Below are 15,283 nucleotides of genomic sequence, written 5' to 3'. Positions count from 1 at the left end.
TCGGTCAGTCCCTGTGCGGTGGGCCTGTCACCCGGCCGACGCCCGACGTCTTCCCTGAGCTCGATAGCGCCTCGCGCGCCGACCTCGACCGCGCCGACTTCGAGGGCGGACCGTTCTCGCGTGCTCAGCTTCCTCGGGCGCGTTCCCGGCCGTTCTCGGCCACCGCGTAGCCGGCCACGGACGGCCAGCGGACCGTCAGTACTACCGACTCCTCCTCGGCGAACCACGAGTGGTCGACTCCGCGCCCCCACACGACGTAATCACCCTGCTCCTGCAGAAGTACGCTGCGGCCGGGCAGTTCGACGCGGAAGCGGCCGCTGACAAGGACCAGGAGCGCTGTGCGTTCCTCGCCCCGCACCCACTCCGAACGCTCGTCACCGCGGGGGTGGACGCCCCATTTGATCTCCACGGCGTCGCTGTGACGCGGATCGCCGACATCCTTGAAATGGCCGAGAAGCCAGCCCTTGTCCAGTGGCGCATCCTTGCCTGCGTTGCCCACATACACGCTGTCGTTCACGCTGCCGGATGCTAGCAACCGGTCTCGTCGGCGCTATCGGCACGTTCGCCACACCTCTTGGATCGGCGGCGGTGACTCGGTGGCGGTGACTGCGCGGCGGTGACGCGGCAGTCGTGGTTCGGGCAGTGAGACAGCCGGGGGCGCGTCGGCCGGGCGCCGCTCCGACAGCGCGCCTCGACGGCGGAGATCTTGCGCGAACTCTTGACGTGTCCCGCCCCAGTGCGTAGATATGTCTGCGCAGTCATGGCAGCGCAGTCAGACGAGAACAGGCCAAGCCGCCGGCTGCCCGAGACCGGGAGACACCCATGGCACGACTGGCAGGCCGCAGCACCGGCACCGCGCCACGCAGCCTTGACGTGGCGCAGCTGGCGGGCGTCTCGCAGAAGACGGTGTCCCGGGTCATGAACGGTGAGCAGTACGTCTCCGACGGCGTGCGCCGACGTGTCCTGGAAGCCGCCGAAGAACTCGGATACCGGCTGAATCACGCCGCCCGTGCGCTGGCCTCCGGGCGGACCCGGTCCATCGGGGTGGTGACGCTCGGAACGGCGCTGTACGGTCCCGCGTCACTGCTCATGGGCGTCGAGCGCACCGTCCGGGACACCGGTTACGCGCTCCGCGTGGTCAACACGATGGAGGGCGATGCCTCGGGTGTCGCAGGCGCCGTCGACTCGCTCCTCGATCAGGGCGTGGACGGCATCGTCATCTCCGAGCCGATCGACGAGGACAACGGTGCGGACCTGTCCGTCCGCGTCGACGTGCCGGTCCTGGTCCTCGGCGCACCGCCGCCGTTCGCCGCCTCCCGGGTGGTGACCGCGGGCCTCGTCTCCCACGAGCAGGCGCGGGCCGCCACGGAGTACCTGCTCGAACTGGGACACCCGACCGTCCACCACCTCGCCGGTCCCCGACGCTGGTTCGCCGCCAGGGACCGCCTCGAAGGATGGCGGGCGACGCTGGCCGCGCACGGCAGACGCGAACCGCCTGTCATCGCGGGCGACTGGTCGGCCGCCTCCGGATACGCGGCCGGTCGCCGGCTGGCCGACGACGACAGCGTGACGGCCGTCTTCGTCGCCAACGACGACATGGCCATCGGTCTGATCCGCGCGCTGCTCGAAGCCGGCCGGCGCATACCGGAGGACATCAGTGTCGTCGGACTCGACGATGTTCCGGTCGCCGCCTACGTGTCTCCTCCTCTGACGACGGTGCGACAGCCGTTCGAGGCGACGGCGCAGGACGGCCTCAAACGGCTCGTGCACGCCATCGAGAATCCGGACGCGGCCCCGATCCCGGAGCAGGACCCGCCGGTCGACCTCGTCGTCCGGGCGTCGACCGCACCCCCGCCGAACCGGACGACCCCGGAATCCCGGCGCACCACGGCCTGAGTCCCCGTCAACCCCGTCACCTGGCACGAGGGGAGTTCCGTCACCCGTAGTCCGTCCACCCGTACTCCGTCCACCAGCAGTCCCTCCACCACGCCACCTGTTTCGACACCCGCTTCGACACCCGCCTGTCAGTGCGCGAGCCGACTGTCCTTACCTGGTCGTCGCACCACGCACTCCCTCCCCAGCGCCGCGGCCCGGGCGCCCCTCATGAGCCGATCACCGCCCAGGCCTCCGCCCCCGTCTCACGCCCTCACAACCACCGGGCCCCTCCGGCCGGGGAGCGTGACGTACTCGGCCCCGGTTCCGTGAGCAACGCACTCGCCCCGCCGGGCCCCGCCCCTCACGCCCGACCCCACCTCATGGCATCCCTTCAGCACGCCGCCGCCCAGCGCGCGGATCCCCTAGGCACCCCTGCGGAGTCCACCATGTCCAGATTTTTCACAGCCCCCTCCTCGGCCCACCTCAACCGTCGTGGCTTCCTCGCCGCGACCGGGGCCCTGACGCTGGCGACCGCGCTGTCCGCCTGCGGCGGCGGAGACGACACGAGCGGCGGCACCTCCGCCGAGCCGGTCGGCCAGGCCGACATCGACAAGGCGATGAAGACGCCGACCGAGCTGACGTTCTGGACCTGGGTCCCGAACATCGACAAGGAGGTCGCGCTCTTCGAGGCGAAGTACCCGGCCGTCAAGATCAAGGTGGTCAACGCCGGCCAGGGAACCCCCCAGTACACGAAGCTCCGTACGGCTCTGAAGGCAGGCAGCGGCGCACCGGACATGGTGCAGATCGAGTACCAGGCCATCCCCACCTTCACGATCACCAACAGCCTGCTGGACCTGCGACCGTACGGGGCGTCCGCGCTGAAGGACCGGTTCGTCGACTGGACCTGGAGCCAGGTCAGCGGCAGCAAGGGCGAGGTCTGGGCGATCCCCCAGGACACCGGCCCGATGGGCATGCTGTACCGGCAGGACATCTTCGACCGGCACGGCATCGAAGTGCCGGGTACCTGGGACGAGTTCGCCGCGGCGGCCCGCAAGCTGCACAAGGCCGACCCGGACGTCTACCTGACCAACCTCGCCGCGAACCAGGCGGCGGCCTGGCACGGACTGCTCTGGCAGGCGAACGCGAAGCCGTACGTGATGTCCGGCAGGAGCGACATCACCGTCAGCGTCGACGACGACGTCTCCAAGATGCTCGGCGCGTACTGGGGGACCCTCGCGAAGGAGGGCGTCATCGGGGTCGAGCCGGACTTCACCGACTCCTGGTACGCCGGGCTCAACAAGGGCAAGTACGCCACCTGGCTCACCGCCGCCTGGGGGCCGGTCTTCCTCTCCGGGTCGGCCAAGTCCACCGCCGGCAAGTGGCGGGCGGCCCCGCTGCCGCAGTGGGACGCCGCCAAGCCCAGCTCGGGCAACTGGGGCGGTTCGACGACCGCGGTCATCCGGGCGACCAAGAACCCGATCGCGGCGGCGGTGTTCGCGCAGTTCCTCAACACCGACGTGGCCAGCACCAAGATGTTCGCCACCGAACAGTTCTTCTTCCCCGCGACCAAGGCGCTGCTCGCGGACGGGTCCTTCGTCGGCCAGGAGTCCCCGTTCTACGGCGGCCAGAAGGTCAACCAGGTCTTCGCCGACATCGGCACCACGGTCAACACGACGTTCCAGTGGCCGCCGTTCCTCGACCAGGCGGCGACGGACTGGACGGAGACCGTCGGCAAGTCCCTCGCCGACAAGACCGACACCGTGCGCGCGCTCGGCACCTGGCAGTCGCGGCTCACCACGTACGCCAAGACCCAGGGCTTCACGGTCCACACGTCCTGACGGCACGTCGGGCCCGCGCGTCGGGCCCGCACGGGGCCCACCCGCACACGCCGTCCCCTCCCTCGGAAAGGTTCGATGATGACTGCCACGCCCGCGGCCTCCCCCAAGGGTCGGCGCCGAGACGGGCCCACCCGCCCCCGGGGCGGCGGCATGCTCCGCCGCCGGTCGGCAGGGCCACTGTTCGTCGCTCCCTTCATGGCCCTGTTCCTCCTGCTCTTCCTCGCGCCGCTCGGCTACGCCGCCTACCTGAGCCTCTTCCAGGAACGCCTGGTCGGCGGAACGGCGTTCGTCGGACTCGACAACTACGTCCGGGCCCTGGAGGACCCCCAGCTCATCCACGGGGTCGGGCGCGTCGCGTTGTTCTTCGTGATCCAGGTCCCCGTGATGTTGGCGTTGGCGTTGGCGTTCGCGCTGGCCCTCGACAGCGGTCTGTTGCGGCTGTCCCGGGTGATCCGGCTGGGCATCTTCGTCCCGTACGCCGTCCCGAGCGTGGTCGCCGCACTCATGTGGGGCTATCTCTACGGGCCGGACTTCGGGCCCTTCGCCCAGCTCAGCCGCGAACTCGGCCTGCCCGCTCCGGACTTCCTCAGCGACGGCTGGATGCTCGGCAGCCTGGCGAACATCGTGACCTGGGAGTTCGTCGGCTACAACATGATCATCCTGTACGCAGCCCTGCGCACTGTTCCCACCGAGCTGTACGAGGCGGCGGCCGTGGACGGGGCCGGCGCCTGGCGGATCGCCCGGTCCATCAAACTGCCCGCCCTCAGGTCGGCGTTGATGCTCACCCTGCTGTTCTCGGTGATCGGCAGCTTCCAGCTGTTCAACGAGCCGAACCTGCTGATGAAGGTCGCCCCGGACGTGATCAGCAGCTCCTACACCGCCAATCTCTACGCCTACACGCTCGCCTTCACCGGCCAGCAGGTCAACTACGCGGCCACGGTGTCCTTCCTGCTCGGCCTCGTCATCGTGATCGTCTCGTACGCCGTCCTGCTCACCGCGAACCGCAGGAGGACCTCGTGACGACCACCGCTCCGACGGCGGCCGCCGCATCGTCGGCGGACCCGGCTGCCGCGACACCCGCGAAGCGGCGCCGCTCCCCGTCGGCCCGCCGCAGCACCCCGCTGACCATCGCGATGCTGGCCGCCCTCGCCTACTTCCTCCTGCCGCTGCTGTGGCTGCTGATCGCCTCGACCAAGAGCACCCAGGACCTGTTCAACAGCTTCGGCCTGTGGTTCTCGCACGCCCCGCAGCTGCTGACGAACGTGCGGGAGACCTTCGCCCAGGACAACGGGGTCTTCGCGCGCTGGCTGCTCAACACGGCCGTGTACGCGGGTGTCAGCGCCTTCGGAGCCGCCCTGCTCGCGGCGGCGGGCGGGTACGGGTTCGCCAAGTTCCGCTTCCGCGGCGACCGAGCCGCCTTCAACCTCGTCGTGGGCGCCGTCATGGTCCCGGCCACCGCGCTGGCGATCCCCACCTACCTGCTCTTCGCGAAGGCGGGCCTGGTCAACACCCCCTGGGCGGTCATCCTGCCCTCCCTCGTCAACCCGTTCGGTCTCTATCTGATGCGGGTCTACGCCGAGGACGCCGTGCCCGACAGCATCCTGGAGGCCGCCCGCATCGACGGGGCCGGCGAGCCGCGGATCTTCTTCCGGATCGTTCTCCGGCTGCTCGGCCCGGGCCTGGTGACGGTCCTGCTGTTCACGCTGGTGGCGACCTGGAACAACTACTTCCTACCGCTGATCATGCTCAACGACCCGGACCTGTACCCGATCACGGTCGGGCTCTCCTCCTGGGCCGCCCAGGCGCAGAACGGCGGAGCGGGCTCCAGCAGCGACATGCTCGCGCTGGTCGTGACCGGCTCCCTGATCTCGATCATCCCGCTCGTCGTGGCGTTCCTGATGCTCCAGCGGTACTGGCAGAGCGGCCTGGCCGCCGGCGGCGTCAAGCAGTAGCCGCCCGCCCCGTCCTCGTTCCACTCCCGTTTCCTCGGAGGTTCCCCTTCATGGCGGCTCTGCCTGCCCGCGTCCTCTTCGGCGCCGCTTACTACCACGAGTACACGCCCGCCTACGACCCCCATGTGCAGCCCGACGAACGGCTCAAGAGCGACCTGGACCTGATGGCCGAGGCGCACTTCACCGTCATCCGGGTGGGCGAGTCGGTCTGGTCGACCTGGGAACCGGAGAACGGCCGGTTCGACCTCGACTGGCTGCAGCCCGTCCTCGACGGCGCCCACGAGCGTGGCATCTCCGTCATCATCGGCACCCCGACGTACGCCGCACCGCCGTGGCTCGCCCGCCAGTACCCGGAGATCACCGGCGAGCGGCGCACCGGTGAGCGCATCGGCTGGGGCGCCCGGCAGGAGGCCGACTTCACCCACCCCGCCTTCCGGTTCCACGCCGAGCGGGTGATCCGCAAAGTGGTTGCCCGGTACGCCGACCACCCGGCGGTGATCGGCTGGCAGGTGGACAACGAGCCGGGCCTGCACCTCTTCCACAACCGCGGTGTCTTCCAGCGCTTCGTGGACCACCTGCGGGAGAAGTACGGGGACGTCGAGACCCTGAACCGCGAATGGGGCCTGGTCTACTGGTCGCACCGGCTGTCGACCTGGGCCGACCTGTGGACGCCGGACGGCAACGAACAGCCCCAGTACGACGTCGCCTGGCGGGAGTTCCAGGCCCGGCAGGTCACCGAGTTCATCGGTTGGCAGGCCGACATCGTCCGCGAGTACGCCCACCCCGAGCACTTCGTCACCACCTGCATCTCCTACACCCGCCAAGGGGTGGAGGACGACGAGCTGACGGACCGCCTCGACATCGCCTCCGGCAACCCGTACTACGACATGCAGGACGGCCTGCTCCTGCCCGACCCCACGCCCGACGACCACGAGCAGAAGTGGAAGAGCACCGGCGTCTGGTCGATGTACCAGACCGCCGACTGGATGTTCTCCTCCCGCCAGGAGCCGTTCCTGGTCACCGAGACCAACGCCCAGAGCATCGGTTTTCCGTGGGACAACCGGCCCGGCTACGACGGCCAGTGGCGCCAGGCCGCCTGGGCCCTCGTCGGCCGCGGCGCCCGCATGATCGAGTACTGGCAGTGGCAGACCCTGCGCTTCGGCGCGGAGACCTACTGGGGCGGCGTCCTCCCGCACAGCGGGCGGCCCGGCCGTACGTATGCCGAAATCGCCCGTCTCGGCGCGGAGTTCGAGACGGCGGGCCCGCTCGTCGCCGGCCTTGAGCCGGACGCCGACATCACGATGGTCTACTCGGTGCCGAGCAAGTGGCTGATGCAGAAGTACCCGCCGCTCGCGACCGCCGAGGGTGAACCGGACGCCACCGCCTACCACCGGTTCTTCGACCCCTTCTACCGCGGCGCGTTCGACGCCGGCCGTCAGGTGCGCATCGTCCACGCCCGCCAACTGCACGACCCACGCGGCGAGCAGAGGGGAATGACGCCCGAGGAGGCGGTACAGCGCCACCCCGTCCTCGTCGCCCCCGCCCTGTACGTCGTCGACGACGGCACGCTCGACTGGCTGGAGGCCTACGCCCGGGCAGGCGGCCACCTGGTCCTCGGCCCGCGTACCGCGTACGCCGACCACGAGGCCCGGGCCCGCCACGAGCCGACACCCGGACGTCTCGTCCCTGCCGCCGGCGTCCGGTACGAGGAGTTCAGCAACCTCACGCGTGACATCGCGGTCCGCGCCGTGCCCGGTGGGCCGCTCGACGTCCCCGAGAACGCCACGGCGACGCGGTGGATCGAGGGCCTCACGGTCGTCGACGCCGACGTCCTCGCCCAGTACGAGCACCCGCACCACGGCCGCTGGCCCGCCGTCACCACACGGCGCCACGGCGGGGGACGCGTCACCTGCGTCGGCACCGTGCCGGGCCGCGACCTCGCCCGGACGCTGGCCGAGTGGCTGGCCCCGGCCGCCGGCAGCGGGTGGCGCGACCTGCCCGCCCGCGTCACCGCGACCACGGGCACGTCGACCGACGGGCGCCGTGTGCACATCGTCCACAACTGGAGCTGGGAGCCCGTGAGCGTCCCCGCCCCGGCGGACCTCTCCGATGCCCTGACGGGCACTCCGGTCCTCTCGGGCTCGGCGCTGGACCTCGGCCCCTGGGACGTACGCGTGCTCGTCTCCACCGACGCCGACAACGCGCCGGCCCCCGCAGCAGCCCACCGTTCCTGATCCATCCCCTGAGGAGGGCCAGTGCCACGAAGAAGGCTTGGACGAGCTTTCGGTGTCTTCACCGCCACATCCGCGATCCTCGCGATACCCATGGTCACCGCGCAGGCGTACGACCCGACGGGCGGGATCATGTACCAGCTCGGCAGCGAGCCGTGTCTGAAGGGCCGGGCCAACTGCGCGGTCTACCCGAAGTCCGCCGAGCTGCCGAGCGGACGTCTTCTCGCGTCGTTCGAGAAGTCCACGGTCGTCACGGCGACGGGGAGCGCCGACAGGCAGACCCTTCCGGTCTACAAGAGCGACGACCGCGGAACGACGTGGCAGCCCCTGTCGGAGGTCAAGGCTCCGGCGTATCTCTCCAGCGACCCCCGGTACGCGAAGTACACCAGCAACTGGACCAACCCCTACCTGTACGTCCTTCCGCAGGACGTCGGGAACCTGAAGCAGGGCACGCTGCTGCTCGCGAGCGTCGTGTCGGGCGACGACCACTACTACAAGGAGCACAAGGCGGCCGACCCGAGCTGGACGCCGACCAACGACGGCGACCGCGAGAATCTGGCGATCGCCCTGTACTCCAGCACCGACGAAGGCGCGACGTGGAAGGTCGAGAACGTCGTCGCGACCGGTGGCTGGCAGGGCGGCAGCGCCGGCGCGGTCGGCCAGAACATCGCCGACGCGAACACCGACCACCAGGTGGACCCCATCTGGGAGCCTTACCTGATGGTCTACAAGGGTCGGCTCGTCTGCTACTACTCCGACGAGAACGACTACACCGGCTTCAACGCGACCACGGGTGTCCCGACCCTCGACACCGCCAACGACACCGCCACGGACTCGCAGGGCCAGATCCTCGCGCACAAGACCTGGGACGGTCGCAGCCCGGCGTGGAGCGCGCCCGTGGTCGACGTCGCGGGACTGACCCAGAACATGGGCGGCGGCAAGACGGAGATCGGCGGCGGGCGGCCGGGGATGGCGAACGTCGTCCGCACGACCGACGGCAAATGGCTGCTGACCTTCGAGTACTGGGGCGGAGGAGCCAACACCAGGTACGTGCTCGCCGACGACCCGCTGAAGTTCTACACCGGATCCGCCACCGGCACGGGCGTCAACGCGCTGCCGCTCGACGCAGGCTCCCACACCCTGGCGGCCGGCGGCAGCCCGGTCCTCATCCGGCTTCCCGGCGGGCGCCTGGTCTACAACGCGGCCGGCAGCGGCAACGTCTGGGTCAACGACAGCGGACGCAGCGACAGCACGTGGAAGGAGTACCGGACGACCTCACCGGCCGGCTACAGCCGCAACCTCCAGTACGTCGACGGCACCGGCCGCATCGCGATCCTCAACAACCAGGGCACCTCCACGATCGCCTACGCCGAAGTCGACCTCGGTCACTCGGACGGCCCCTACCACCAACTGGTGAACCGAAGGACCGACCAGGTGATCGGCACCGGGAACAAGTCCAACGACGCGGACATCGGCAACGCGGACGTGCCCGACGTCCGGCTCGAGGTCCCGGGCTCGGCGGGCAACGCGGACACTCAGTACTGGCATCTGACGACCGAGCCGAACGGGGGCGTGAGCCTGCTGAACAAGTCGGGCGGCCGCGCGGCGGCCATCTGGACCGGCAACGCCACGGCCGGCCAGAAGATCGGCCAGTGGGTCGACAACAGCGACACGGGCAGCTGGAACCTCGTCAAGACAGCCGACGGGTTCTACAAGCTCCAGTCCGTCAAGAACACCGGTCTGTATCTGACCGGTGCGACCGCCGGAGCGCAGCTGACCCTGCAGACCGCGGTCACGGACGGTTCACAGGACTGGGAACTCGTCCGGTAGACACCTGGAATCCGGGGTCCGGCACGCGTTGCCGGACCCCGCGCCTTTCTTGGTACGACCGGACATCGGCCGACACATCGGCCGACACATCGGCCGACACCTCGAACGCCAGGTCCGCACGGTCCGCCCGCCCGATCTCCTCATCAACCAGGATGGCTGGTTGTGAACACCGAGCGAGATGACCGTGCACACCTCGAATCCTGTGTCGTCGGAGTCGACTTCGGCACCTTGTCCGGGCGGGCCGTGGTGGTCCGCGTCCGGGACGGAGCGGAGCTGGGGACCGCGGAGCATCCCTACGCCCACGCGGTCCTGGACCGGCAGCTCCCCGACGGCACGACGCTGCCGCCGGACTGGGCCCTGCAGGTTCCGTCGGACTACATCGACGTCCTGCGCCACGCCGTACCGCAGGCGCTGTCCCGTGCCGGAGTGCGACCGGAGCAGGTGACCGCTGTCGGCACGGACTTCACCGCCTGCACGTTCCTGCCGGTCCTCGCCGACGCCACACCCCTGTGCGAACTCCCCGACCTCGTCAGCCGCCCGCACGCCTACCCGAAGCTGTGGCGCCACCACGCCGCACAGAGCCACGCCGACCGCATCAACACACTCGCCGCCGAGCGGAAGGAGAAGTGGCCGGCCCGGTACGGCGGCAAGATCTCCTCGGAGTGGGAGTTCGCCAAGGCGCTCCAGGTGCTGGAGGAGGATCCGGAGGTCTACCGCCGGACCGAGCGGTGGGTGGAGGCCGCGGACTGGATCGTCTGGAGGCTGTGCGGCACCTACGTCCGCAACGCCTGCAGCGCCGGCTACAAGGGCCAGTTCCAGGACGGCGCCTACCCTTCCCGCGACTACCTCGCGGCGCTCAACCCGGACTTCGCCGGCTTCGTGACCGACAAGCTGGACCAGCCGATCGGCGAACTGGGCTCACCGGCCGGGACGTTGACGGCCGAGGCGGCGGCCTGGACGGGGCTGCCCGAGGGCATCACCGTGTGCGTGGGCCATGTCGACGCCCATGTGACGGCGCCCGCGGCGGGAGCCGTGGATCCGGGACAGATGGTCGTCATCATGGGCACCTCGACCTGCCACGTGATGAGCTCCGACCGGCAGGCCACGGTACCCGGCATGTGCGGGGTCGTGGACGGCGGCATCCTGCCGGGCCTGTGGGGATACGAGGCCGGACAGAGCGGCGTCGGCGACATCTTCGCCTGGTTCGTGCGCAGCGGCCTTCCCGCGTCGTACGCCGAAGAGGCCGCGGCCCTGGGCCGCGACCCGCACGAACACCTCACCGCCCTCGCCGCCGTTCAGCAGGTCGGCGAGCACGGCCTCGTCGCCCTGGACTGGCACAGCGGCAACCGCTCCGTCCTGGTCGATCACGACCTCAGCGGCGTGCTGGTCGGACTGACCCTCTCCACCCGGCCCGAGGACATCTACCGCGCGCTGCTGGAGGCCACGGCCTTCGGCACCCGTACCATCATCGAGGCCTTCGAGGCATCCGACGTGCCGGTGGCGGAACTCGTCATCGCCGGAGGCCTGACCAAGAACCCGCTGCTGATGCAGATCTACGCCGACGTCACCCGCCGCCCGCTCGGCGTCATCGGCGCCGCCCAGGGCCCCGCACTCGGCGCGGCGATGCATGCCGCGGTCGCCGCCGGAGCCCACCCCGACATCCGGGCCGCGGCCCACGCCATGGGCACGGTCCACCGCGAGGCCTACCTGCCGGACCCCGAACGCGCCGCGGCCTACGACCGCCTGTACGCCGAATACCGGCTCCTGCACGACTACTTCGGCCGGGGCGCCAACGAGGTCATGCACCGGCTGCGCCGCCTCCGCGCGGAAGCGTCCGCCGGAGCGCGGCACACGCGGCCGAGCACGGAAGGAACCCCGTCATGACGACACCGGCCCTCACCTGCGCGGGCCGGCTCCGACCCTTGCCGCCCGGGCCGGCCGACGCCCCTCAGTGGTGGGCGAACGTGCCACGGCCCGCAGGCGGAGGCGCGGTCGAGGCGCGGACGATGAGGTCGACCGGTGGTTCACTCGCCGCCAAGGGGTCGGCTCGCGGGTTCTCGATGGCGTGCACGAGACGTTTGATGCCGTCCTGGGCCACCGCGTCGAACGGCTGGCGCACCGTCGTCAGGGGAGGGGTTACATAGGCGGCGACCGGGATGTCGTCGAAACCCACGACGCTCACGTCGTCCGGAACGCGTCGGCCGGCCTCCGTCAGCGCGCGGATCAGGCCGATGGCCATGTCGTCGTTGGCTGCGAAGACCGCCGTCACGTCGGGGTCACGGGCCAGTTCACGGCCCGCGGCGTAGCCGGAGGCGGCCGACCAGTCGCCCTCGGCCGGTGGCGGCTCGCGCCGGTCCTGGGCCGCCAGCGCCGCCCGCCATCCGGCGAGCCGGTCCCGGGCGGCGTACCACCGCTGTGGACCGGCGAGATGATGGACGGTGAGATGTCCCAGGCCGAGCAGGTGCTCCGTGACCGTGCGCGCCAACCGGTCGGCGCCGACCCCGGCAGCCAGCACCTTGGGCGCGGCGAACGGCGGTGGCGCGCCGCAGACGAGGACCGGCACGTCGACCTGGACGGAGACCTCCGACCCGTCCGCGTCCCCGTTCCCGCTCTCGTCGATCGGCTCGGAGATGACGATGCCGTCCACGCCCTGGTCCAGGAGCGAGTCCACGGCTCCGGCGATGCCCGTCGGGTCGCCTTCCACGGTGTTGACCACACGGAGCGCGTATCCCGTGTCCCGGACGGCTCGCTCGACGCCCATCAGCAACGACGCGGGTCCGTACAGGGCGGTACCCAGCGTCACCACGCCGATGGAACGTGTCCGGCCCGAGGCCAGGGCGCGAGCCGCGTTGTTGCGCCGGTAGCCGAGTTCCGCGGCGGCTGCGAGCACGCGTCCGCGTACCTCCGCGGAGACGTAGGCCTCGTTGTTGAAGACCCTCGACACCGTCTTCTGCGAGACGCCTGCCAGCCGGGCCACGTCCATGCTGCGCGGCGCGGCGGAAGTCCCGCCTCGTCCTGTTTCCCGCGCCATGGCGCCTCCCGGTGGTCACGCATCCGGGGCCCATGATGTCAGAGACCCCCTGACCACCCGCGTCCTCACGCCTGCGCGGTCAGAGCGTCCCCGCACCCGGTCGTTCGCTGGACCTGCTGGGTCTCACGACCGGACGAACCTATGCTGGCTGTCATGAGGCGGACATCCTTTGCGCAGTGGCCCTGCTCGATCGCGCGGACCATGGACCTGCTCGGGGACTGGTGGACGCCGTTGGTGCTCCGTGAGGCGTTCTACGGGATCCGGCGGTTCGACGCGTTCCAGGAGTCGCTGGGGATCGCCCGCAACACGCTGACGGACCGGCTCCGCCGACTGGTGGAGGAAGGGCTGTTGGAGAAGCGGCCGTACCAGACGGAGCCGCTGCGGTACGACTACGTGCTGACCGAGAAGGGGCGCGACTTCTACGGTGTGCTGCTGGTGATGAACCGGTGGGGAGACCGCTGGCTGGCCGGTGAAGCGGGTCCGCCGGTGGCCATGCGGCACGAGGTGTGCGGGCAGGAGACCCATGCCGAGGTGGTGTGTGCCGCCTGCGGCGAGCCGATGACCGCCGACAACACCCGCCCCCTGATGGGCCCCGGTTATCCACCGCATCTGGCCGAGCGGCCGGATGTACGCGAGCGTTTCGCGGACTGACCCAGCGTCCCGGAGGGCGCGCGTCCGCCCTTGACAAGTGAGTCTATCTACGCAACTTTACTGGTCAGACCTGGTAAGAGGTTCTCGGACGGGCAGGGAGGCCGCAGGATCATGGAGTGGACTGGCGCGCGCTACGCGGACAGGCCGACGGTCGAGGTGCACACCTGGATCGCCGCTTCGCCGACACGGGTATGGACGCTGGTGTCCGACATCGAGCTGATGCCGCGTTTCAGCGCGGAGCTGCGGTCGGTGGAATGGCTGGACGGCCGCAGCGGTCCCGCGCCGGGGGCCCGGTTCATCGGCCGGAGCAAGCACGAGGCACTGGGGGAGTGGGCGACCACCTCCCACATCGTCGAGTACGAGCCGTCGAGAGTGCTCGCGTGGGCGGTCGAGGATCCAGAACACCCCACCGCCGTCTGGCGGTTCACCCTGGAGCCGCGGGACGGCGGCACTCTGCTGACGCAATGGATGCAGATGGGGCCGGGCCGCTCGGGCCTGTCCTTCGCCATCGATCGCATGCCGGAGAAGGAGCAGAAGATCGTCTTCGTGCGTATGCGGGAGTTCGAGGCCAACATGACCGTCACCCTGGAAGAGATCAAGAAGCTGGCCGAGAGCGCCCGGACCTCGGGCGAGGCGGGCCTCTGATGCGCACCTCCACCACGATCGAGGCCTCCGGTGCCGACTGGCGCGAGATCGTCGACTACGTCACCGAGGCCGAGAAGCTCGGTCTGGACATCTGTTGGGTGGCGGAGGCCTGGGGCTCGGAGGCGCCCTCCCCGTTGGGCTACCTCGCCGCGAAGACCGAGCGCATGCTGCTCGGATCGGGAATCATCCAGCTCGGCACCCGGACGCCGATGGCCATCGCCCGCGCCGCGATCACGCTGTCGCAGATCTCCCGAGGGCGCTTCCTCCTCGGACTGGGTCCCTCCGGACCGCAGGTGATCGAAGGGCTGCACGGCGTGCCCTTCGCCCGACCTCTGTCACGGATGCGCGAGACCGTCGAGATCGTGCGCCGAGCCGTGTCGGGCGAGAAGGTCTCCTACTCCGGCCGGGAGTTCCGGATCCCGCTGCCCGGCGACACGAAACCCATGCGGCTGTCGATGCGCGCCGAGTACGACATCCCCGTCTACCTTGCGACCCTCTCACCGAAGATGCTGCACCTGACCGGTGAGGTCGCCGACGGCTGGCTGGGCACCAGTTTCGTGCCCGAGGGCGCCAAAGAGGCGTACTTCGACCATCTGGACCAGGGTCTGGCCGCCGCCGGGCGCACCCGCTCCGACCTCGACATCTGCCAGGGCGCCGAGGTCGCCTTCGCCGAGGACGAGGACGCGTTGCGCGCGATGGTGTCCGGACGCAAGAAGGAACTGGCCTTCAGTCTCGGCGGCATGGGCTCCTCGACCACGAACTTCTACAACAACGCCTACAGCCGCCAGGGATGGGCCGAGGTGGCGGCCGAGGTCCGGACCCGCTGGCAGGCCGGCGACCGGGACGGCGCCGCCGGCCTGGTCACCGACGAGATGGTGCTGGCGACCACGCTCATCGGAACCGAGGACATGGTGCGCGAGCGGCTGCGCGTATGGCGCGCCGCCGGTGTCGACACCGTTCGCTTCTATCCGGCCGGCGAGACGCTCGACGCCCGACTCGCCACCCTGGGCCGGGCCATCGAGCTGGTCCGCGACCTGGAGCAGGAGGCGGCAGGCCGACGCGGGCCTGGGCGGTCGAGGGAGGGCGACTGAGGTGGGTGGGGGTGGCGTGCGGGTCACTGCTGAGTCGCCGACCCCCGTTGAGTCGCCGACCGCCGGCGCCTGCCCCTGATCCCCGGCCCACGGGGCGAGCGGATGCGGGCCGCCGACAGCTCCGTCTCCTGTCCTCTTG

Annotated in this window: 12 protein-coding genes; 10 read left to right on the top strand and 2 right to left on the bottom strand. The window is 70.3% G+C overall.

Annotated features, from left to right (window positions below; all coding sequences use genetic code 11):
- Positions 1 to 124: 124 nt before the first annotated feature.
- The gene (locus OHU34_RS04785; protein WP_142267559.1) at positions 125 to 517 is read right to left on the bottom strand and encodes a signal peptidase I; all 393 of its coding nucleotides are present in this window, start codon (positions 515 to 517) and stop codon (positions 125 to 127) included.
- Positions 518 to 822: 305 nt separating this feature from the next.
- Between OHU34_RS04785 and OHU34_RS04780 the strand changes: the two genes are divergently transcribed.
- From OHU34_RS04780 to araB, 7 genes are all read left to right on the top strand, one after another.
- Positions 823 to 1,896, top strand: a complete 1,074-nt coding sequence (locus OHU34_RS04780) for a LacI family DNA-binding transcriptional regulator (RefSeq protein WP_405764933.1) — start codon at positions 823 to 825, stop codon at positions 1,894 to 1,896.
- A 425-nt stretch (positions 1,897 to 2,321) separates the two neighbouring features.
- Positions 2,322 to 3,713 (top strand): ABC transporter substrate-binding protein, encoded by a 1,392-nt coding sequence (locus OHU34_RS04775; protein WP_405764930.1) that lies wholly within the window; start codon positions 2,322 to 2,324, stop codon positions 3,711 to 3,713.
- A 75-nt stretch (positions 3,714 to 3,788) separates the two neighbouring features.
- Positions 3,789 to 4,733, top strand: a complete 945-nt coding sequence (locus OHU34_RS04770; protein ID WP_372481661.1) for a carbohydrate ABC transporter permease — start codon at positions 3,789 to 3,791, stop codon at positions 4,731 to 4,733.
- Positions 4,730 to 5,665, top strand: coding sequence for a carbohydrate ABC transporter permease (locus OHU34_RS04765; protein WP_142267562.1), 936 nt, complete (start codon positions 4,730 to 4,732; stop codon positions 5,663 to 5,665). The genes OHU34_RS04770 and OHU34_RS04765 overlap by 4 nt, the downstream gene beginning before the upstream one ends.
- Positions 5,666 to 5,715: 50 nt before the next feature.
- A complete protein-coding gene (locus OHU34_RS04760; RefSeq protein ID WP_142267563.1) occupies positions 5,716 to 7,899 on the top strand; it encodes a beta-galactosidase in 2,184 nt (727 codons plus the stop codon).
- 90 nt (positions 7,900 to 7,989) lie between these two features.
- Positions 7,990 to 9,726, top strand: coding sequence for an RICIN domain-containing protein (locus OHU34_RS04755; protein WP_405764927.1), 1,737 nt, complete (start codon positions 7,990 to 7,992; stop codon positions 9,724 to 9,726).
- A 162-nt stretch (positions 9,727 to 9,888) separates the two neighbouring features.
- On the top strand, positions 9,889 to 11,610 hold the full coding sequence (gene araB / locus OHU34_RS04750; RefSeq protein ID WP_142267565.1) for a ribulokinase: 1,722 nt from the start codon (positions 9,889 to 9,891) through the stop codon (positions 11,608 to 11,610).
- Positions 11,611 to 11,674: 64 nt separating this feature from the next.
- Here araB and OHU34_RS04745 read toward each other — a convergent pair whose 3' ends face one another.
- Positions 11,675 to 12,709 carry a LacI family DNA-binding transcriptional regulator gene (locus OHU34_RS04745; protein WP_230193616.1) on the bottom strand — a complete coding sequence of 345 codons (1,035 nt, stop codon included), beginning with the start codon at positions 12,707 to 12,709 and terminating at the stop codon, positions 11,675 to 11,677.
- Between the two features lie 201 nt (positions 12,710 to 12,910).
- Here OHU34_RS04745 and OHU34_RS04740 point away from each other — a divergent pair, with 201 nt between their 5' ends.
- The 3 genes from OHU34_RS04740 (at position 12,911) to OHU34_RS04730 (ending at position 15,144) form a co-directional block, all read left to right on the top strand.
- Positions 12,911 to 13,408 carry a helix-turn-helix domain-containing protein gene (locus tag OHU34_RS04740; RefSeq protein ID WP_142267566.1) on the top strand — a complete coding sequence of 166 codons (498 nt, stop codon included), beginning with the start codon at positions 12,911 to 12,913 and terminating at the stop codon, positions 13,406 to 13,408.
- 111 nt (positions 13,409 to 13,519) lie between these two features.
- A complete protein-coding gene (locus tag OHU34_RS04735) occupies positions 13,520 to 14,053 on the top strand; it encodes an SRPBCC family protein (RefSeq protein ID WP_142267567.1) in 534 nt (177 codons plus the stop codon).
- Positions 14,053 to 15,144: an LLM class flavin-dependent oxidoreductase gene (locus tag OHU34_RS04730; RefSeq protein WP_405764923.1), complete on the top strand. Its 1,092-nt coding sequence runs from the start codon at positions 14,053 to 14,055 to the stop codon at positions 15,142 to 15,144. Before OHU34_RS04735 ends, OHU34_RS04730 begins: the two co-directional genes overlap by 1 nt.
- Positions 15,145 to 15,283: the final 139 nt, after the last annotated feature.

Source organism: Streptomyces sp. NBC_00080 (assembly GCF_045041255.1).
GTDB lineage: Bacteria > Actinomycetota > Actinomycetes > Streptomycetales > Streptomycetaceae > Streptomyces > Streptomyces coriariae.
This window is presented reverse-complemented; position numbering and strand designations above follow the sequence as displayed.